The following is a 20,482-nucleotide window of genomic DNA, read 5'->3' on the forward strand; positions in this document are numbered from 1 at the left end:
AAGGAGTAGGGGGATTGTATGTTGACGAAAATCACGGATGTGGTATATCAAGTCAAAAACCCCATTCCGATCAGAATGAAGTATGTGAATTGCTATTTAATCAAAGGAAAAAATGGTTATACAATTATCGATACCGGCTATAACACGGAGGAAACCAAGGCATTGTGGACAAGAATTCTGTCCGATGGCATACCTGTGGAAAAGGTGGTCCTGACACATGCCCATCCAGATCATGTAGGTTTAGCAGGCTGGTTTCAGCATCAGCTTCATGTTCCGATTTGGATGTCGAAAAAAAGTTACACAGAGTTGAGAAAAATCCAGTCCTTTATTTTGAATCCAAATCTAAATCCCATTTTTTCGTTTCTGAGCGTACATGGCGGACCGGAGGTACCCGAACGAGGTTTTCAGCGTAGGTTAGAGGATTATGATTTTGAGCCTGATTTATTATTCGAAGACTGTTCGGAGATTAAGTTGGGGGATTTGATGTTTGAGGCCATATGGACACCTGGACATTCTCCTGATCATTTCAGTTTTTATAACCGAAGGGAGAAGATTCTGTTTGTTGGAGACCATGTATTAAATTCAATTAATTCTATTGTCCTAACTGAACAGCATGGAGATAATTCATTAAAAGAGTACTTTAATTCTTTGGCTCGTATTGATGGATATAAAGCATTATATGTTTTGCCGGGACATGGAGAGCGGATTGACAATCTAGCTGGACGAATTACGGATATGAGGGTCCATTATAGGAAAAAGTGGGAGAAAATCAAAGGCTTAATTCATAAAGAAGGAAGTACCGCGTATGAAGTTTCGCAAAACGTTTATGGAAACAGACGGATAACGGATCGTGTCAGTGCTGCTCCCTTTCTACAGACAATTACTAATCTAACATATATGGATTCTATTGGGTGCATAAGGAAGGAAGAAAGACAGGGGGTAATATATTTTTTACCCTAAGCATAGAATATTATTAGATTGCAAGTCTTGATTGAAGATGGAAGCTTATGAACAAGAAAATGGAGCGCTATTGCTCTACATTTTTAACAACTCTGGATTGGAAGAATCAATAGATTCTTCCTTTTTTTGTTTTTATAATAATATTTCCAAAAGTTTTGATAGTTGTTTTTTCATTATAATGCAAAAAGACATCATCTCTATTTAACCAATGTAATAATGCATTGGAATGGAGCCAATGCTGTATATCATTTAAGTATATTCCTACAATTACAAGGTTCAAACATACATGTTTTTTTGGCACGAAAATTGCTTGATATTAAATGAAAGTTTAAAACCATGTGATTAGGAGGGAATGAGGGTGAACATTTTAGTACTAATGAAACAAACCTTTGATACCGAAGAAAAGATTGTCATCGATAATGGCAACATTAACGAGGATGGAGTGGAATTTATCATCAATCCGTATGATGAATATGCGGTAGAGGAAGCTGTAAAAATCAAAGAAGAGTTGGGGGCGGAAGTTACGGTCTTGACTGTTGGTCCAAATCAGGCGGAAAGTGCACTTCGCACAGCTTTGGCGATGGGTGCGGACAAGGGACTGATGGTCGAATTAGATGACAGGGAAGTGGATGAATATGCTTTAGCTAAAATCATTGCTGCTGCCATTAACGGAAAAGAATATGATTTAATCCTTGGCGGGAATATGGCAGTAGACTCCGGAGCTGGCCAAGTAGCCATTCGTGTTGCTGAAGTCTTAGGAATCCCGCATGTGTCCACGATTATGAAACTGACTATTGAAGAAAGTAAGGCGATTATCGAAAGAGATGTAGAAGGGGATGTGGAAATCCTTGAGGTTAGTCTCCCTTTCTTAGCTACAGCTCAACAAGGATTAAATGAGCCACGTTATCCTTCCCTGCCCGGGATTATGAAGGCCAAGAAAAAAACGGTTGAATGTTTGTCTGTCGAGGATTTGGATTTGACAGAAGGTGAGTTAGTTCTTCGAACTTCAATCCGTAATCAATATTTGCCAGAAAAGAAGCAAGCTGGTCGAGTATTAGAGGGAGAAATTACCCAACAGGTTAGTAATTTAATTCAATTGCTTCGTACAGAAGCGAAAGTAATTTAACTATTCTTGTAAAAGGAGATGAGTAAAATGAGTAAAAATGTCCTCGTGTTGACTGAAATCAAAGATGGAAAGCTGCGTAATGTATCTCTTGAAGCTTTAACGGTAGCCCGGCAAGTAGCACAAGGGGGGGCAGTATCAGCCGCCATTTTCGGTTCCACGGCACCCCATTTTGTTGGAGAAGTAAGCCAGTATGGTCCTGAAAAAGTGTATGTGGTTGAAGATGAAGCATTAGATGTCTATACAATGGATGGTTATACTCAAGCTTTAACTCAGTTAATTGAAGAAATAGAAGCGGATATTGTATTAATGGGACATACATCCATCGGAAAAGATGTAACCCCGAGGGTGGCTGCACGATTAGACGCAGGACTTGTTTCGGACTGTACGGCTGTTTCTATCGAAGATGGAACTGTCATCTTTACTAGACCAATATACGCTGGAAAGGCGTTCCAGGATAAGGTGTTTAATCAAGGGAAAATATTTGCTACTATTCGTGCCAATAATTTTGTAATCTCAGTCAAAGACGTGCAATCGGAAATAATTTCATATAATCCTGTTATTAAAGATTTAAGAACCGTAATTAAAGATATTGTTCGAAAGACTGCAGGTGGCGTCGACCTGAGCGAAGCAAAGGTAATCGTATCTGGCGGAAGGGGCGTCAAAAGCGGGGAGGGGTTTAAGACGCTTCAAGAATTGGCGGAAATCTTAGGCGGTGCTGTAGGGGCATCACGCGGCGCTTGTGATGCTGGATTCTGTGATTACTCCATGCAAATTGGACAAACAGGGAAAGTAGTAACCCCTGATCTTTATATTGCTTGTGGGATTTCCGGTGCTATTCAGCACTTAGCCGGGATGTCGAATTCCAAAATCATCGTCGCCATCAATAAAGATCCAGAAGCTCCTATTTTCCAGATAGCGGATTACGGAATTGTAGGAGACCTGTTTGAAGTAGTTCCGTTATTGACGGAAGAATTTAAAAAAATATTGACCACTGTTTAGTTTTGGTAGAGGGAGAGTAAAAAGAACAAGAGGTGAAGGGAGTATGGATGACGTAGTAATTGTATCAGCGGTAAGAACTGCGACTGGGAAATTTGGTGGGGCATTGAAAGATATAAACTCAAGTAACCTAGCGGCCATTGTGATTAGAGAGGCTATAAAAAGAGCTGGGATTGCCCCTGAAATGGTAGATGAAGTGGTAATGGGTGAAGTGAGACAAGCTACGGAGTCTTCGAATGTGGCCAGAGTAGCAGCGCTTCGTTCTGGCATTCCAGATACAGCGACGGCTTTTACAATTAACCGCCTATGCGGTTCGGGAATGCAAGCTGTAGCATCTGGTGTCCAGCAGCTTACTTCCAAGCAAGCCGGTGTGGTTATAGCTGGTGGTACAGAAAACATGAGCAGGGCACCCATCTATTTACGTAATTCTAGATTTGGTGAAGGAAATCCGTTTCTGGTAGATTCGAATTTGGAAAATGGTCAACAACCTATGGAAACTTGGGGCAATGTGGGGATGGGGATGACGGCAGAAAACGTAGCGGAGAGATATGGGATCCTTAGGGAAGCACAGGATGCCTTTGCACTTTCAAGTCAACAAAAAGCAGCTAAGGCCATAAATGAAGGCAGGTTTAAAGATGAGATAGTTCCTGTTGAAGTAAAAAAGAAGAAAGAAACCATTTTTTTTGATACAGATGAATTCCCCCGTGAAACTTCAATAGAAAAGTTAGCATCGCTAAAACCAGCCTTCAAGCAAGGCGGTACCGTAACTGCAGGAAATTCATGCGGGAGAAATGATGGAGCTAGTGCGATGGTTCTCATGACAAGGAGCAAAGCGAACCAGCTTGGGTTAATACCGATGGCAAAAATTTTGGATTGGACAACTGCAGGTGTTTCACCTGACATCATGGGACTAGGACCCGTACCAGCCGTGAAAAAGCTTTTGGCCAGAAATGCCATGAATCTGGGTGATTTTGGCGTGATCGAATTGAACGAAGCTTTTGCTGCCCAGGTCCTAGGCGTGGTTCATGACCTGAACATTAATCTGGATAAATTGAATGTAAATGGTGGGGCTATTGCCTTGGGCCACCCTGTAGGGGCCTCAGGAGCGAGAATAATCACCACACTGCTTTACGAGATGAAGCGTCAAAAAGAGCAGTATGGATTGGCTACCCTCTGTATCGGTGGCGGTCAAGGGATGGCTATTGCTTTGGAATTATTATAAGGCGTCATATAAAACCACATATTTTATATTTTTGTTTTAGAGGTTGACCCTTAATTGTTCGATTTGGTCAACCTCTATTATCGATAAGATTGGAGATAATATAAAGATGATAAATGAATGGGTGAAGAATTATCAAGACAGGCAAAGAACAGTACAAGAAGCGATTTCTATTGTTCAGTCCAAATCGAAAATCATTTTATCTTCATTTTGTAGTGAACCGCAGACCCTTTTGGAAGAATTAGTTCGACAAAAAGATCGATTACACGATGTTATTATATATAACAATATAATAGGTAGTCCTTGTGTTTATGCAAAAGCTGAGTGTTTTCCAAACCTGCAAATACGAACCTTTTTGGGATCTCCCTTATTAAAGGAAGCCTACCTGAACCACTCCTGCGACTATATCCCGATTAATCTTTCAGAAATTCCCCGATTCCTAGAAAACGAAAATATGGATGTGGCTTTTATTCAGGTTTCACCGCCTAATGAAAAGGGTTATTGCAATTTAGGGATATCTGTAGACTTCTCACATTCCCTGATTCGAAACGCAAAATACGTTGTTGCCGAGGTCAATAGCCAAATGCCGTCAACTTACGGAGATACATTGGTTCATGTTAAAGATATAGATTATTTTGTTTTAACCTCCCGTCCGTTGCTAGCAATCAAATCGGGGGAGCCGACGAGCGCTGAGCAAAAGATAGCTGAGTTTGTTTCAGAACTTATTCCTGATAAAGCTACAATTCAAGTGGGTCTTGGGAGCCTCGCGGAGAGTATCATTCGCGCCTTGAGTAATAAAAAAGGATTAGGTATCCACTCCGGTTCTATTACGGATGCCGTCATTGATTTGGTGGATAAAGGTGTGATAACCAATGAACATAAAGAAATTGATCAACATAAAATGGTTTCCACAACTTTAACCGGAACCGAACGGTTATATCGCTTTGCCCATATGAATCCGTTATTTGAGCTGCATCCTGTGAGTTATACGCATAGTGGAAGCACCATAGCTATGCTGGAACGATTTCACTCCATTAATTCAGCGCTGGAAGTTGATTTGTCAGGTCAAATCAATGCGGAACAAGTCGGGCCTTTTCCGATAGCAGGAGTGGGAGGTCAGATGGACTTTATTCGTGGAGCCCAGCTCTCTAATGGTGGTAAATCTATCATTGCTCTCCCTTCCACCGCCAAAAAAGGTACTCAATCACGCATTAAGCCTGCCGTCTCACAGGTCACATCCCTGAAATCAGATGTACAATATGTAGTAACGGAATATGGTATTGCCAGTTTATTTGGGAAATCTATTAAGCAAAGAGCGGAAGAATTGCTGGCTGTCGCTCACCCTAATTTTCGAGAACAATTACAATATGAATTTAGAAAAATATAACATTCAAATTAAAGGTTTTTACTTTTTATCGAATGAATGGAACGTGTTATGCGGATTAACTGTTAAATTTATATTGAATAGTAAATACTTACATCCTCAGCAAACGGTCAATCTTGCAGGGATTTTAATTAGTTAACACCTAAAAGGTGCATTATGGACTATTAGTGGTCGAATAGCTAACTGCAGTAAGGGGAACTCATGAAGTGTACCATGCCATTTCACATTGAGGATGTATAACTGCAGCAATGAGTCATAATGATCCTCTGTATTGTGGTGGATATAACTTTTAATGCATATTTTTATAGAGTTTGGTACTAGTAAATCTTTATTTAAACGATAGAGTATTATATTTGCTTATATAAAATTTCTAAACAAACAAAATTTCTATAAAAAGGAAATTTAATATATTCAAAAATGCGAGGGTTGTAATCATGTTGACATTGATTAATTTTATTGTGCTTCTAGCAGTAACAGGATCTGCTATTTACTTATTTCTCCAAGTCGTATACAGCCGCTACCTGTTTGTGAAGCTCGGCAAAAAAGCGGAATTTGAGTTAAATCTGAAAGAACGAATCAATGCGGTATTGGTGAATGGGTTCGGGCAGCGAAAATTGTTTAAGGACAAGAAAAGCGGCTATATGCACTTGATCTTATTTTACGGTTTTATGATCATCCAAGTAGGGCTAATCGAACTGGTAATCAAAGGATTTATTAAGGGGTATGAATTTCCATTCGGGGACGCACACTCATATTTCAGTCTTCTTCAGGAGTGGAGTACCTTCCTGATGTTGTGTGCCGTTGGATATGCCGCCTTCCGCCGTTATGTGGAGAAGCTGAAGAGATTGCAATGGAAGAGAGATGGAAAAGCAGCTTTTGTCTATAACGGACTGACCATTCTCACCCTATCAATCCTGCTTTCGTTGGGTTTTGAAACAGTTATGCTTGGGCATGAACCGGATTTTGTCTATGCTCCTTTTTCGGGATTCGTTTCCTTGGTATTCTCTGGCATAGGAACGACAGCGGCGACTGTTCTATTCTATGTATTCTGGTGGGTTCACATGCTGATCGTGTTGTCCTTCATGGTATTCGTTCCTCAGTCGAAGCAAGCGCATGAGCTATTCGCAATGTTCAATATCTTCTTCAAGAAAGTCGGTCCTGTAGGGAAATTAAACAAGATTGATTTTGAGGATGAGGACGTCGAGGAATACGGGGTTGGGAAGATCGAGGACTTTACCCAACAGCAGCTGATTGATCTGTATGCTTGCGTGGAATGTGGCAGATGCACGAATATGTGTCCCGCTTCCGGAACGGGGAAGACTTTGTCACCGATGGATCTTATCGTGAAGATGAGAGATCATTTAACCGAGAAAGGAGCCGCTGTTACATCCCGAAACCCATGGATGCCAAATTTTGTTTTTGGTTCTTCCGCTTCACCTACTGCAGTAGTGTCTGGTTCTACAGCTCAGGAAACAGCCGCGACTGTTGAAATGCCTAATTTGATTGGCGATGTGATCACAGAAGAGGAATTATGGGCATGTACGACATGCAGGAATTGTGAGGATCAGTGTCCGGTGGCTAACGAACATGTGGATAAAATCATTGATATGAGACGTTTTCTAGTAATGACTGAAGGTAGCATGCCCCACGAAGCTACCCGTTATTTTCAAAACATTGAGCGTCAAAGTAACCCATGGGGAATTAACCGGAAAGAACGCATCAAATGGCGTGAAGAGCGGGACGATATCGAGATACCAACCGTTAATGAAGTGAAAGAATTCGAATATTTATTTTGGGTTGGGTCGATGGGTTCATTTGATAAGCGAAGTCAAAAGATCGCGCTATCTTTTGCTAAAATTTTGAATCTAGCAGGGGTGAAATTTGCTATTTTAGGTAACAAGGAGCGCAATTCGGGGGATACAGCGCGCCGGATAGGAAATGAGTTCCTCTTCCAGCAGTTAGCCCAAGAGAATATTTCGGTTTTCCAGTCTTACGAAGTCAAAAAAATTCTCACAATCGATCCGCATGCCTACAACACGTTTAAACATGAGTATCCGGAATTCGGATTGGAGGCCGAAGTTTATCACCATACTGAAATCATTTATCAATTGATTCAAGAAGGCAGAATCAAGCCGTCAAAAGAAGTCAAGGAAGAGATTGCCTATCATGATTCCTGTTATTTGGGCCGCTACAATGGCATCTTTGATATTCCTCGCCAAATACTTAAGACCATCCCTGGAGTACAAGTTCTTGAAATGGAACGCAACCGTGAGGATGCCATGTGCTGCGGAGCCGGGGGTGGTAGAATGTGGATGGAAGAAACCCAGGGGAAGCGTGTAAACGTTGATCGTACGGAACAAGCGCTCCGTTTGAAACCGACCATGATTGGAAGCAATTGTCCCTATTGCCTAACCATGCTTAGCGATGGCACTAAAGCAAAAGAAGTGGAAGAGCAAGTCAAAACGCTGGATATAGCCGAAATTGTAGAAAAGTCCCTAATGTAATGCATTAGTATTCTAATCTGGTGTGAATAACAGGTCCATAACTTTCAAACCATTTTTTTGAATGTAACTTATTTAGAATGCTATGCCGACTAATGCTCAGTATTTATATATTGCTGAGCATTTTGTTCTTTATGCTAACCAGGAAGTGCGTAAGCCGAAGTATGATGGACGACTGAGTAAGAAATTGGAACGGTAATAAACCCAAGGTTCAAGAGAACTATTACATATAAAATAAACCAACTCCGCTCATCGGGTTTCCTTATGAAATAACCGATCGGTTATTGGTCTTATACAGAAGCAAGCTCGTTAGGTTATTATGCAAGAGTTTTTTTCGAATACGAGTCCAATATGGGAGGAATAAAGATGGGGAAGTTAGCGGTATGTCCTGGAAGCTTCGACCCAATTACAAATGGTCACCTAGATATTATTACAAGGGGAGCAAAAGTGTTTGGGGAAGTATATGTTTGTGTACTAAACAATTCTTCAAAGAAACCATTGTTTTCTGTTGAGGAACGATGTGAATTAATTAGGAAGGTAACAAAACATATTCCGAATGTTGTCATAGAATCCTATGGTGGATTGCTAATCGATTATGCTCTTGAAAAAAAAGCTTCAGCAATTTTAAGAGGTCTGCGTGCTGTTTCAGATTTTGAATATGAGATGCAAATTACCTCCATGAATAGAGTGTTAGAAGAGAATATAGAAACATTTTTTATGATGACACATAATAAATATTCATTTTTAAGTTCAAGTATAGTCAAGGAAGCAGCAAAGTATGGTGGTAATATATCAGAGTTAGTTCCTGAAGAAGTTGAAAAAGCATTAAAAATGAAATTCAATCACCTATATTATATTTAGTGAATCAATTTACAGCAATGAAGGATTCAACAGATGCTAAAAAGTAAAATTATAAGTAAAACTACGAAACACATTTCCTTTATAGGCTCCCATCTCCCTTACCTTTTTGTTAACGCATTCAAGAAGTGATATAAAGGAGAATTTTAAAAAAGGTGTGGTAAATATAAAAAACAAGAGTCACTGTATTGCTTTGTATCAAATAATGGAAAAAATTTGATTTCCTACCTATAATCCATTCCAGAACAACAGTTGGGAGCTTTAATGTAAAGTTACATTGAATAGATGAATTTTTACATTAATGGAATAAAGCTTTTAATTAGATGCGATGATTTATCTGTTTTTAGATTTGGCACGTTTTTTGCATATTAAATTAATAGATAGAAAAACTAATTTTTAAAATTTTTGAATTCACCTGTTACACTAATTGAATTTCATAGTTGAGTTTCTGTATAAATGTTTCCGAACTATGATTTACAAAAATATTAGCCAAATATGTAAGAAGGGAAGAAATAGTCATGTTTTTGAAAACTGCACTAGATTTAAAAAAGAGTATAGAAGGATATCAAAAAAAAATGTCCCTTTTAGTAATGAACAAAGGGATTAAGGATCCAGAGACAATAAAAACAGTTCAAGAATTAGATCAACAGATTGTATCGTATAAAAGACTACTAGCTGAGATTAGCTCACTATAAAGCATCATTGTCTCTGTCGGTATCAAATTTTTCGTATTAGACGTTAATTAAAACAATTTATTAGATAGGATGAAGGTATTGTGAATTTTCTGAATTGTAAAAACCTTTCTAGTGTTTTTAAATTAAATTGAAGTAGCGAATATAATCCCAAGAACGACTAGTCAGTCTTAATCGTAAATTTTCCTTAGGGGTGGGACAAAATGTTAAAGAAAGTACTGATCGCCAATCGAGGCGAAATTGCAGTTCGAGTTATAAGGGCATGCAAAGAGTTAGGAATTGAGACCGTTTCTGTGTATTCAGAGGCAGATAAAGAGGCACTTCATGTTCGTCTAGCAGATGAAGCCTATTGCATTGGTCCACACTTATCATTAAAGAGCTACTTGAACATAACCAATTTATTAAGTGTTGCCCAAGCAACAAAGGCAGATGCTATTCATCCGGGTTATGGTTTTTTAGCGGAAAATGCAGAATTTGCTAAACGATGTATTGAGAACGATATGATTTTTGTTGGACCATCACCTGAAGCAATCAGTAAAATGGGTGCCAAGGCTGTAGCAAGAGAAACGATGGAATCTGCGGGTGTACCGATCGTTCCTGGTACAGATGGGATTATTGAAGATATTGAAGAAGCTATATTTACAGCAAAAAGTATCGGGTATCCCGTTATTGTTAAAGCCACTGCTGGTGGTGGTGGAAAAGGGATGCGGGTTGCTGAATGCGAGGAAGAGTTAAAAAAAGCGATTTCAATGGCGCAGCAAGAAGCAGAAACTGCATTTGGTAACGCAGGTGTTTATTTAGAAAAATATATCGAAGAACCTCGCCACATCGAAATCCAAATTATAGGGGATTCGTACGGGAATGTCGTGCATCTAGGGGAACGTGATTGTTCTATACAAAGGCGCCATCAAAAGCTGGTTGAAGAAGCGCCATCCCCTGCACTTGATGAAGAACTAAGAATGAAAATGGGAGAGGCGGCATTAAAAGCCGCGAAGGCCGTACAATATTCAGGGGCAGGTACTATTGAATTTTTACTAGATAAGCATAAAAATTTTTACTTTATGGAAATGAATACCCGTATTCAAGTTGAACACCCAGTTACAGAACTTATAACAGGAGTAGACTTAATCAAAGAACAATTACTTGTTGCCTCAGGTCATAGGCTATCTGTCAAACAAGAAGATATTCATATCAATGGTTGGGCTATCGAATGCCGGATTAATGCAGAAAATCCTGATAAAAACTTTATGCCATCCCCGGGGAAAATTGGATTATACCTACCTCCAGGTGGATTTGGAATCCGAGTCGATAGCGCAGTTTATCCAGAATATACGATGTCACCATTTTATGATTCAATGATTGCCAAATTAATCGTACATGGAAAAAATCGTGAAGAAGCAATTGCAAGGATGATGCGAGCCTTAAGCGAGTTCTTCATTGAAGGAATTGATACAACAATAGCTTTCCACCTTCGCTTATTAGAACATCCGGATTTTAAAGCTGGTAATTTTAATACAAAATTTTTAGAGATGAATGATTTAACAGTTTCCACTTAGTAATTAGTGGTGATTTGAAGTATGCAGTGGCACTAGGTTATTTAGTAAAGAGAAGAGGTAATGGAATAATGGAGCAAAAACATTTTTTTGTAATTGTTGATGAGAATGACCGGATAATTGGGACTGAACCTATGGGTGGAGATTTCATAGATTCTAAGAAAACTGAATTGAGTAAAGAAAAAATAATAAAAATTAAATTATAGAAGGAGTGTTTCCTCATGTTTAAAATGAATGACATTAAAGAATTAATTCGTGCAGTGGACCGTTCTTCAATTGGAGAATTAACGATTAAAGGTGAAAATGATCAGCAAATAATAATAAGTAAACAATTGAATGTCGGTGAAGTAGCGCTTATCGAAGAAACACAAGTCCCAGCGACTACTGCTGTCGCACCTGTGAAAGTGGAAGCCGCCCCCGTTCAAAAGCAGGAAGGTATACAAACAACATCAACAATGACTGAGGACAAATCGATTCATAAAATTACTTCCCCAATGGTTGGAACATTTTATTCTGCCCCATCACCTGACTCTGAACCATATGTAAAAGTGGGAGATCAAATAAATGTAGATACCGTGCTTTGTATTGTTGAAGCTATGAAGCTCATGAATGAGCTTGAAGCTGAAGTAAGTGGTGAAATTGTTGATATCCTAGTAGAAAATGGTCAGCTTGTTGAATATGGTATGCCCCTATTCCTTGTAAAAACAGCATAATCAATAAAAGATAACATTTGTCAGGGAGGAACCCACTATATGGATGTGTTCGATAAAATCGAAATCATGGAGCAACGACGTGAAAAAGTAAAGCTAGGTGGTGGGGATGCAAGGATTGATGCCCAACATGACCGTGGGAAGCTCACAGCTAGAGAACGAATTGACTTATTAGTAGATAGAGGAACATTTATAGAAATAAACCCGTTTATTGAGAATCGTGGTCTTGAATATGCTTCCGGAGAAGCTCCAGGAGAGGGGGTTGTGACAGGCTACGGTAAGATTGATGGGCGCCTTATTTTCCTTTTCGCTCAAGATTTTACCGTCTTCGGTGGAGCCCTTGGGGAAATGCATGCGACAAAGATTACAAAAATCATGGATTTAGCGGCAGAAAATGGAGCCCCTGTAATCGGGTTGAATGACTCAGGTGGAGCACGTATCCAAGAAGGTGTTTTATCACTTGATGGATATGGCCATATCTTTTATAGAAACTCCATTTATTCAGGGGTAATTCCACAAATATCAGTGATTATGGGACCTTGTGCCGGTGGAGCTGTGTATTCACCAGCGATTACTGATTTCGTTTTCATGGTAGAAAAAACAAGTCAAATGTTTATTACTGGTCCAAGGGTTATAGAGTCGGTAACAGGTGCCAAGATTAATAGTGAAGATTTGGGCGGTGCCAACGTTCATTCTTCGGTAAGTGGAAATGCGCATTTTTCTGCAGCGTCAGAAGAAGAAGTATTAAACGAGGTTCGACGATTAATTAGCTACTTACCTCCTAATTATGAAAAGAAACCAGCTTACAAAGAACCTAAGAATAAAATTCCATTAGATGAGCGGATCGATGAACTACTTGACGTTGTTCCAATTGATGGAACAAAGGTGTATGACGTGCGTAAAGTGATTCATTTAATCGTTGACGATCAAGACTTTATGGAGGTTCAGCCAAAATTCGCAAAAAACATTGTCGTTGGATTCGGCCGAATAAATGGCGATACAGTTGGAATTATTGCAAATAATCCGAAGATGATGGCTGGTGGACTCGATATTAATTCAGCTGACAAATGTGCTCGTTTCATCCGATTCTGTGATTGCTTTAATATTCCATTAATAACATTCGAAGATGTTAGTGGGTTTATCCCAGGTATCCAACAGGAGCATGGCGGAATTATCCGGCATGGTGCAAAAATTTTATATGCCTATTCGGAAGCTAACGTACCAAAAATCACAGTTATTCTTCGAAAAGCCTACGGGGGAGCGTACGTAGCCTTAAACAGTAAAGCAATCGGGGCAGATTTAGTGTTTGCATGGCCAAATGCGGAAATTGCTGTCATGGGACCAACAGGAGCAGCAAATATTCTATTTGCAAAAGAGATTAGCGAAAGTCCCGATCCCGAGGCTGTTAGGCAAGCAAAAATTAACGAGTATCGAGAACGTTTTGCCAACCCGTACGTCGCATCGGCAAATGGAATAGTTGATGATGTCATTGACCCGAGGGATACGAGAAAAAGCATTTCTAGTGCATTGGAAATGCTCAAAAATAAGAAAAAGGAATTACCTAAGAAAAAGCATGGAAATATCCCTTTATAAACCTATCTCTATAGAGAGGAGGGGCTACATATTTATAAATAGTGTGGAGAACCTCACTCTTCATTACATTTATAAAAAAAGTATAGAAGGGAGAGAGCGATAAGCATGGAGGTAGTTACTTATTGCAAGATAAAATGACAGAAAAAATAGTAGACCTATTTTCAGAATTTGATATCCCTAGTTATGAACAGTGGCGAGAAGTAACAGAAAATTCCCTAAAAGGGGATTCGTTTGAAAAAAAGCTTGTGACAGAAACCTATGAAGGCTTTTTACTTCAACCGATGTATCGAAAAGAGGATACAGACAATCTTCCTTTACTTCAATCCTTACCTGGGAAGGCTCCTTTTACTCGTGGTACAAAAATCCTTCCAGGTGGGTGGGAGATCAGTCAGGAAATTAATGTTGCGACACCCTCAGCTTTTAATGAAGTGGTAACGCATGACCTAAGCCGAGGGCAAACGTCGTTAAATATCGTCCTTGACACACCGACCAAGGGTGGAAAAAACCCGAATGAGGATTTGTTAGAAGTCGGTAAAGGAGGATTATCGATTTCAGGGGTAAACGACGTAGCTGATGCTCTAAAAGATATTAATCTTGCAAATGTTTCAATCCACCTTAATGCTGGTGCAAATTCATTGCCCATCCTTGCCTTTTTTATCGCCCATTTAGAACAGGGAGAACAACCAGTAGGAAAGTTGCATGGGTGTATAGGGATGGATCCTCTAGCGGAACTGGTGACAAATGGAACGTTGAGTTATGAGTTGGAAGAGTGTTATTCACTAATGGCCGATGTAACAAAATGGGCGATCGAAAATACCCCTAATCTCCAAACCGTCCTTATCCATGGAAACGTCTATCATGACGGCGGAGGCAGTGCGGTAGAAGAGTTGGCTTTTACACTAGCAACAGGCGTCGAATATTTACATGCGCTAATAACTCGGGGGGTGGAGATAAATAAGGCTGCAAGCAGTATCCGTTTTTCGTTCTCTGTAGGTTCTGATTATTTTATGGAAGTAGCCAAACTTAGGGCTGCAAGAACACTCTGGGCTAAAATTGTTGAAACCTTTGGCGGAAATGAAGAAGCCCAGAAGATGACCATGCATGCACGGACATCTGCATGGACAAAAACTGTTTTTGATCCTTTTGTAAATATGCTGCGTGCAACAACTGAAGCATTTTCAGCTGCAGTAGGCGGAGCTGACAGCATTCATGTTAGTTGTTTTGATGAAGCCATACAAAAGTCGACCACTTTTTCACGGCGCATTGCACGTAATGCCTCGATAATATTAAAAGAGGAAGCACATATTGCGAGGACAAGTGATCCTGCAGGTGGCTCTTGGTATGTTGAAGTTTTGACAAATGAAATAGCAAATAAAGCATGGGAGCTTTTCCAAGAAACCGAGGTAAATGGTGGTATTTTTCAATCCATGATTAAAGGTTTCCCACAAAAATTGGTTCAACAAACAGCTTCAAAGAAAATAAGGAATATTGCTCTTTGTAAAGATGTTTTTGTTGGTACAAATATGTATGTAAATATGGAGGAAAAAGTGGGAGATTGGTCAGCTAATGATGAGACATCGCAAATCAATGATCATATTAATCAGGTGAAAGGTCGTGCTGATATATCGGTGGAGAGTTTAGCTACAAAATTAAATAAAACAAAAGCTTCTATTAAAGCAGCGAAACGAGGAGCTTCGTTAGGTGAATTAGCAAAGGCATTGGGAAGAAAATCGGAAGCTATACTTAGCGTTAAAGGAATCCAGCCTACAAGAGGTGCCATTCAGTTTGAAGAAATTCGTCAAACCGTTAATGCAAATGCGGAGAAAACAGGTAAACGTCAATCTGTATTTTTAGCAAACCTAGGATCTATTCCGTCTCATAAAGCTCAAGCAGACTTTGCAGCTGAATTTTTTGGAGTGGGTGGCTTCGATGTCATTCAAAATAATGGGTTTGCTTCCGCAAAAGAAGCAGCCGATGCAGCTGTTGCTTCAAATGCCGATATTGTCATCATTTGTGGAAAAGATGAAGCCTATCAACAATTGGCGATTCCCCTTACAATGTCGATTAAAAAGGAAGCAGAACAAGTAACGGTTTTATTAGCAGGTAATCCAAGTAAAGAGGACAAAGTCAGCTATAAAGAGGCTGGAATATTTGAGTTTGTTCACGCTGACTTAAATTGTTATGACTTTTTAAGTCAACTCCTACTGAAGAAAGGAGTTTTACATAATGACAAAACCAGATTTCAGCCAAGTAACATTTAAGGATGAAATAAAAACAGAATTTAGCGAGTGGCGTAAACAAGCAGAAAAACTCTCTGGAAAGTCTGTTGAAGAATTAGCAGTTCCGACATATGAAAAGATTGATATAAAGCCTATCTATACAAATAACGACATAAAAGAAATGAAGCATTTAGCCTATGTGGCGGGCATTGCACCATTTTTTCGAGGCCCATACCCTGCTATGTATAAAACACAACCTTGGACTGTCCGTCAATATGCTGGCTTTTCTACTGCGGAAGAAAGTAATGCATTTTACCGACGAAACTTAGCTGCAGGACAAAAGGGCCTTTCCATTGCCTTTGACTTAGCAACGCATCGTGGGTATGATTCTGATCACCCTAGAGTCGTTGGGGATGTGGGAAAAGCCGGTGTTGCAGTAGATTCCATTCTAGACATGAAGGTTTTATTTGATGAAATCCCATTAGACCAAATGTCTGTCTCAATGACGATGAACGGAGCCGTATTACCTATCATGGCATTTTACATTGTGGCAGCGGAAGAACAAGGAGTACCTCAAGAGAAGCTTTCTGGAACCATTCAAAATGATATTTTAAAGGAATATATGGTTCGTAATACGTACATTTATCCACCGGCACCGTCGATGAAAATAATCGCAGATATCTTTGAATATACGTCCCAACATATGCCGAAATTCAACTCAATTAGCATCTCTGGTTATCATATGCAAGAAGCGGGTGCTACAGCTGATATAGAGTTGGGGTACACACTGGCAGATGGCTTAGAGTATGTTAAAACAGGATTGAGGGCAGGGATTGATATAGATCGCTTTGCTCCACGTCTTTCTTTTTTCTGGGCGATTGGAATGAATTACTATATGGAAGTTGCTAAGATGCGTGCTGCTCGATTAATTTGGGCAAAATTAATGAAACGATTTAATCCTAAAAATGATAAGTCGCTAGCACTTCGAACCCATTCACAAACTTCTGGATGGAGCCTGACAGAGCAAGATCCGTTTAATAATGTGACACGCACATGTATTGAAGCGATGGCCGCTGCCTTAGGACATACCCAATCCCTTCATACGAATGCTCTGGATGAGGCCATTGCGTTACCGACTGATTTTTCTGCTCGAATTGCTCGAAATACACAATTATACCTTCAGGATGAAACAGGTATAACCAATGTATTAGATCCTTGGGGTGGCTCTTATTACGTGGAGTCACTGACTGCTGAATTACTTGAAAAAGCTTGGGTGCATATTGAGGAAATAGAAGAACTTGGTGGAATGGCAAAGGCGATTGAGACAGGACTTCCAAAGATGAGAATTGAAGAAGCGGCAGCTAGAAGACAAGCACATATTGATTCTGGTAAAGAATTAATTATTGGCGTAAATAAATACCGACTAGAAAAAGAAGAGCCCCTTGAGATTTTGGATATTGATAACACCGCTGTTCGTAATTCACAACTTCTACGTTTAGAGAAACTTCGTGCAGAAAGAGATGATGCGAAAGTAGAATTTGCATTACAAGCGATCACAAAAGCAGCTGAAACGGGAGAAGGAAACCTCTTAGAGTTAGCAATTCATGCAGCTCGTGCCAGAGCGAGTTTAGGAGAAATTTCAAAAGCATGTGAAAAAACACTAGGTAGGCATAAAGCAGTGATTCGTTCAATTAGTGGTGTGTATAGTGCAGAGTTTGGTGAAGAGGAGCAAGTGAAAGATGTACGAGAAATGGCCGATCGATTCGAAGAAAACGAAGGGCGTCGTCCTCGAATTATGATCGCTAAGATGGGACAGGATGGACATGACCGTGGTGCCAAGGTAATCTCGACGGCATTTGCGGACCTTGGTTTTGATGTTGATATTGGCCCTTTATTTCAAACCCCTGCGGAAGCAGCATTACAGGCCGTGGAAAATGACGTACACGTACTAGGGATGAGTTCACTAGCCGCTGGCCATAAAACGCTGCTTCCACAAGTCGTAGAAGAGCTGAAACGTTTAGGGCGTGATGATATCGTCGTCGTGATTGGTGGTGTCATTCCATTTCAAGATTACGATTATTTACTAGAAAAGGGAGCAGCAGCCATATTCGGCCCGGGAACGGTTATCCCAGTCGCTGCACAGCAAGTGATTGAGGAAATAAATAGTCGTCTCGGATTCGGTGATAATCAATGAAAAGCTCGTTTCCTTGGGGTGTCATTGAGTATGGACTCTTCCTATACAGAATTCAGGCATGGTAAAAGGAGGTTACGAAATGACTGAGGGAAAAGGGACTCAATCAAATCAGTATTTTCCTCCTAAAAGAAAAAAACATCTTACAGTCGATGATTATGTGCAAGGTGTGCTAAATGGTGATCGAGCTGTTATTGCTCAAACGATAACCTTAGTAGAAAGCAATCTGACAACTCACATGGAAACGGCACAAAAAGTACTGAAACAACTCATGCCATATACCGGAAAATCCATTCGAATCGGTTTTACAGGGGTCCCTGGTGCTGGGAAAAGCACATTAATTGAATCTTTTGGGCTGATGCTTTGTGAGCAGGATTACCGTGTAGCGGTATTAGCGGTTGACCCTACGAGTAGTGTTTCAAAAGGAAGTATACTAGGTGACAAAACTAGAATGGAACAACTTTCTCGTCACCAACACGCATATGTTCGACCATCACCTTCAAGTGGTACACTAGGTGGAGTCACAAGAAAGAGCCGTGAAACTCTTCTGGTTTGTGAGGCTGCAGGTTATGACGTGATAATCGTTGAAACCGTAGGAGTCGGACAAAGTGAAATAACCGTTCGTTCCATGGTGGATTTTTTTCTAGTTATTATGCTGACTGGTGCAGGGGATGAATTGCAAGGAATAAAAAAAGGTGTAATGGAATTAGCTGATGCCATTTATATCAATAAAGCAGATGGTGTAAACAAGCAGGCTGCTTTGAATGCAAAGGTTGAATATAATCGACTCCTTCATTTCTTACAGCCTGCGACAGAGGGATGGGAAACTAAAGCATATACTGTGTCAGCAGTAACTGGTGAAGGTGTTCCTCACATATGGGAAGTCATCAAACAATATAAAGATGTAACCAGTAAAACTGGTGTTTTTGGAAAGAGAAGAAAACAACAGATGATTGACTGGGTGCATTCTATGATTGAAAACCAGTTAAAGACAAGATTTTATGGAAATCTAATAATGAAACAGAGAATATCTGAAATGGAGAAATTGATTGTCAGTGGCCAAGCATCACCCACTTTTGCAGTACAACACTTGTTTAGCATTTATGATCAAAATCGTTAAGAAACTATGACACTTTTATCTTAACAATGTGGAAAAACTAAACATCACCCACCGTTTGTGGCACTCCATTAACAATATAGAACCAATTCAAATGATATGGGAGTAAAGGTGTTATATTTGAAAGCATCAAATCAGAAAGAACATATCAGGACATGTGGAATTTATTTGGGCTAAAATGTTTAGATTGTTAAATTATGGAAACTAAAAAGTCCGTGGATGTTTCTCGAGATAGGTCAGACTCGGTTGGACTAATTGAAAACGATAAGTTCGAATGGTTCTATTTCCGAATTTTTCGAGAACAAAGGGGAGAGTATTACCATATCCTACTACGGATAGAAAAAGCTAATATGCAGTTAGGGAAACTGAAAGCTAATGGAGTCAGTTTGATTCAATGATATACCAAAGAAAGGAGTATCGGTAATATGGAAGGCTTTCTTCATCCAAAGTCCACAAATAGAGCATTTGTAATGTTTACAGAAATTGAATTAGAAGAGAAAATCCATAAGCTGAAACAAGATTTGATCCAGATTGCAGTAACCACTGGCATAAATAGTCAGGATACCATTTGTGCCAGTCAAAAATTAGATCAACACATTATGACTTTTCTAAAACTTTCTTATAATATTAGGCAAAGAAAATAGCAACGTGTCGGTGAACACAGGGGGAAACACAATTAGAACTAACAAAAGAAAAGGATTAAAAAGCAGTGGACGAATGAAGGGAACTATATCCAACACACTCGCTCTCACTAAAGAGACCTTTTCAAATGTTGAACTATATAATCAGAACGATTAATACAGAAGTAATTATTCCTGGCCGGGGAATGGTTACTTTATTTTTTGACTTAGAATCACAGTATTCTTGCGATGACATAAACAAAAGTCAGCCTCAAAATGTTGGGGCTGCCATTCATTGAATATCTCTCTTTTTGAACCGACCACCGCACTTCCGCGACGTTTGCCATTGGTAAGAAGAAGGGTCGATTTCTTCAACAATTGTAGTTAACTTAGATTCTTCCAGTCTGGTAATTATACAGAAAATGACCTTCTTTTCATCTCCAATAAAGGCATCTTCACCGTGTAAATAACCTCCACTTATCTGCGTGTGATTGTAACGATAAAAGCCAAATAATTGATAAATACCAGTGATAGAATGTGCCCCTCCACTTCAAAGAGCTTTTTATGTATAACCGTTATATCACTTTTCCCTTTGACGTAGAACATCCATATGATGATATAAATGAAACCTCGGAAACTAAAATAGAAATTAATGAATCTTGCCCAGAAGATTACACTGTATATTGTTCAAATCCAAGTATGCCTACTCAATTGTATGGAGTGTAATAAATAAAAAATAAAAA

Annotated in this window: 16 protein-coding genes and 1 pseudogene; 16 read left to right on the forward strand and 1 reads right to left on the reverse strand. The window is 39.6% G+C overall.

The window, feature by feature from the left end; translation table 11 throughout:
• The first annotated feature begins 18 nt into the window (after nucleotides 1-18).
• The 16 genes from N0M92_RS18365 to N0M92_RS18440 all read left to right on the forward strand — a co-directional run bounded on the left by N0M92_RS18365 (nucleotide 19) and on the right by N0M92_RS18440 (nucleotide 19,763).
• Nucleotides 19-960: an MBL fold metallo-hydrolase gene (locus N0M92_RS18365; RefSeq protein WP_260287187.1), complete on the forward strand. Its 942-nt coding sequence runs from the start codon at nucleotides 19-21 to the stop codon at nucleotides 958-960.
• 358 nt (nucleotides 961-1,318) lie between these two features.
• Nucleotides 1,319-2,086, forward strand: a complete 768-nt coding sequence (locus N0M92_RS18370) for an electron transfer flavoprotein subunit beta/FixA family protein (RefSeq protein ID WP_260287188.1) — start codon at nucleotides 1,319-1,321, stop codon at nucleotides 2,084-2,086.
• Nucleotides 2,087-2,113: 27 nt separating this feature from the next.
• Nucleotides 2,114-3,085: an electron transfer flavoprotein subunit alpha/FixB family protein gene (locus N0M92_RS18375; protein WP_260287189.1), complete on the forward strand. Its 972-nt coding sequence runs from the start codon at nucleotides 2,114-2,116 to the stop codon at nucleotides 3,083-3,085.
• A gap of 43 nt (nucleotides 3,086-3,128) precedes the next feature.
• Complete coding sequence (locus N0M92_RS18380) at nucleotides 3,129-4,304, forward strand: thiolase family protein (protein WP_260287190.1); 1,176 nt, start codon at nucleotides 3,129-3,131, stop codon at nucleotides 4,302-4,304.
• 106 nt (nucleotides 4,305-4,410) lie between these two features.
• The gene (locus tag N0M92_RS18385) at nucleotides 4,411-5,688 is read left to right on the forward strand and encodes an acetyl-CoA hydrolase/transferase family protein (RefSeq protein ID WP_260287191.1); all 1,278 of its coding nucleotides are present in this window, start codon (nucleotides 4,411-4,413) and stop codon (nucleotides 5,686-5,688) included.
• Nucleotides 5,689-6,119: 431 nt separating this feature from the next.
• Nucleotides 6,120-8,189 carry a (Fe-S)-binding protein gene (locus N0M92_RS18390; protein WP_260287192.1) on the forward strand — a complete coding sequence of 690 codons (2,070 nt, stop codon included), beginning with the start codon at nucleotides 6,120-6,122 and terminating at the stop codon, nucleotides 8,187-8,189.
• 363 nt (nucleotides 8,190-8,552) lie between these two features.
• Nucleotides 8,553-9,047 carry a pantetheine-phosphate adenylyltransferase gene (gene coaD, locus N0M92_RS18395; RefSeq protein ID WP_260287193.1) on the forward strand — a complete coding sequence of 165 codons (495 nt, stop codon included), beginning with the start codon at nucleotides 8,553-8,555 and terminating at the stop codon, nucleotides 9,045-9,047.
• 515 nt (nucleotides 9,048-9,562) lie between these two features.
• Entirely contained in the window at nucleotides 9,563-9,739 is a 177-nt protein-coding gene (locus tag N0M92_RS18400) for a Spo0E family sporulation regulatory protein-aspartic acid phosphatase (protein ID WP_260287194.1), read from the forward strand.
• A gap of 200 nt (nucleotides 9,740-9,939) precedes the next feature.
• Nucleotides 9,940-11,292, forward strand: a complete 1,353-nt coding sequence (gene accC / locus N0M92_RS18405; protein ID WP_260287195.1) for an acetyl-CoA carboxylase biotin carboxylase subunit — start codon at nucleotides 9,940-9,942, stop codon at nucleotides 11,290-11,292.
• A gap of 68 nt (nucleotides 11,293-11,360) precedes the next feature.
• The gene (locus N0M92_RS18410; protein ID WP_260287196.1) at nucleotides 11,361-11,495 is read left to right on the forward strand and encodes a hypothetical protein; all 135 of its coding nucleotides are present in this window, start codon (nucleotides 11,361-11,363) and stop codon (nucleotides 11,493-11,495) included.
• Between the two features lie 15 nt (nucleotides 11,496-11,510).
• Nucleotides 11,511-12,002: an acetyl-CoA carboxylase biotin carboxyl carrier protein gene (gene accB / locus N0M92_RS18415; protein ID WP_260287197.1), complete on the forward strand. Its 492-nt coding sequence runs from the start codon at nucleotides 11,511-11,513 to the stop codon at nucleotides 12,000-12,002.
• Between the two features lie 39 nt (nucleotides 12,003-12,041).
• The gene (locus tag N0M92_RS18420) at nucleotides 12,042-13,592 is read left to right on the forward strand and encodes an acyl-CoA carboxylase subunit beta (protein WP_260287198.1); all 1,551 of its coding nucleotides are present in this window, start codon (nucleotides 12,042-12,044) and stop codon (nucleotides 13,590-13,592) included.
• Between the two features lie 122 nt (nucleotides 13,593-13,714).
• Entirely contained in the window at nucleotides 13,715-15,853 is a 2,139-nt protein-coding gene (locus N0M92_RS18425; protein WP_260287199.1) for an acyl-CoA mutase large subunit family protein, read from the forward strand.
• Complete coding sequence (gene scpA / locus N0M92_RS18430) at nucleotides 15,819-18,005, forward strand: methylmalonyl-CoA mutase (RefSeq protein ID WP_260287200.1); 2,187 nt, start codon at nucleotides 15,819-15,821, stop codon at nucleotides 18,003-18,005. The genes N0M92_RS18425 and scpA overlap by 35 nt, the downstream gene beginning before the upstream one ends.
• A 79-nt stretch (nucleotides 18,006-18,084) precedes the next feature.
• Nucleotides 18,085-19,122 (forward strand): methylmalonyl Co-A mutase-associated GTPase MeaB, encoded by a 1,038-nt coding sequence (gene meaB, locus N0M92_RS18435; RefSeq protein WP_260287201.1) that lies wholly within the window; start codon nucleotides 18,085-18,087, stop codon nucleotides 19,120-19,122.
• A gap of 422 nt (nucleotides 19,123-19,544) precedes the next feature.
• On the forward strand, nucleotides 19,545-19,763 hold the full coding sequence (locus N0M92_RS18440; RefSeq protein ID WP_260287202.1) for an aspartyl-phosphate phosphatase Spo0E family protein: 219 nt from the start codon (nucleotides 19,545-19,547) through the stop codon (nucleotides 19,761-19,763).
• 268 nt (nucleotides 19,764-20,031) lie between these two features.
• On the opposite strand, the pseudogene N0M92_RS18445 reads toward N0M92_RS18440, so the two are convergent.
• A pseudogene (locus N0M92_RS18445) lies at nucleotides 20,032-20,208 on the reverse strand (DUF2179 domain-containing protein); the annotation flags it as partial.
• Nucleotides 20,209-20,482 lie beyond the last annotated feature (274 nt).

The sequence above is a fragment of the Peribacillus aracenensis genome, assembly GCF_025175645.1.
Lineage (GTDB): Bacteria > Bacillota > Bacilli > Bacillales > DSM-1321 > Peribacillus > Peribacillus aracenensis.

What these genes read in the sequence shown, in the direction of transcription:
- scpA (WP_260287200.1), top strand. Translation starts at nt 15,819, where the DNA reads ATGACAAAACCAGATTTCAGCCAAGTAACATTTAAGGATGAAATAAAA.
- N0M92_RS18375 (WP_260287189.1), top strand. Translation starts at nt 2,114, where the DNA reads ATGAGTAAAAATGTCCTCGTGTTGACTGAAATCAAAGATGGAAAGCTG.
- N0M92_RS18390 (WP_260287192.1), top strand. Translation starts at nt 6,120, where the DNA reads ATGTTGACATTGATTAATTTTATTGTGCTTCTAGCAGTAACAGGATCT.
- N0M92_RS18380 (WP_260287190.1), top strand. Translation starts at nt 3,129, where the DNA reads ATGGATGACGTAGTAATTGTATCAGCGGTAAGAACTGCGACTGGGAAA.
- accC (WP_260287195.1), top strand. Translation starts at nt 9,940, where the DNA reads ATGTTAAAGAAAGTACTGATCGCCAATCGAGGCGAAATTGCAGTTCGA.
- accB (WP_260287197.1), top strand. Translation starts at nt 11,511, where the DNA reads ATGTTTAAAATGAATGACATTAAAGAATTAATTCGTGCAGTGGACCGT.
- coaD (WP_260287193.1), top strand. Translation starts at nt 8,553, where the DNA reads ATGGGGAAGTTAGCGGTATGTCCTGGAAGCTTCGACCCAATTACAAAT.
- N0M92_RS18420 (WP_260287198.1), top strand. Translation starts at nt 12,042, where the DNA reads ATGGATGTGTTCGATAAAATCGAAATCATGGAGCAACGACGTGAAAAA.
- meaB (WP_260287201.1), top strand. Translation starts at nt 18,085, where the DNA reads ATGACTGAGGGAAAAGGGACTCAATCAAATCAGTATTTTCCTCCTAAA.
- N0M92_RS18410 (WP_260287196.1), top strand. Translation starts at nt 11,361, where the DNA reads ATGGAGCAAAAACATTTTTTTGTAATTGTTGATGAGAATGACCGGATA.
- N0M92_RS18400 (WP_260287194.1), top strand. Translation starts at nt 9,563, where the DNA reads ATGTTTTTGAAAACTGCACTAGATTTAAAAAAGAGTATAGAAGGATAT.
- N0M92_RS18385 (WP_260287191.1), top strand. Translation starts at nt 4,411, where the DNA reads ATGATAAATGAATGGGTGAAGAATTATCAAGACAGGCAAAGAACAGTA.
- N0M92_RS18365 (WP_260287187.1), top strand. Translation starts at nt 19, where the DNA reads ATGTTGACGAAAATCACGGATGTGGTATATCAAGTCAAAAACCCCATT.
- N0M92_RS18440 (WP_260287202.1), top strand. Translation starts at nt 19,545, where the DNA reads ATGGAAGGCTTTCTTCATCCAAAGTCCACAAATAGAGCATTTGTAATG.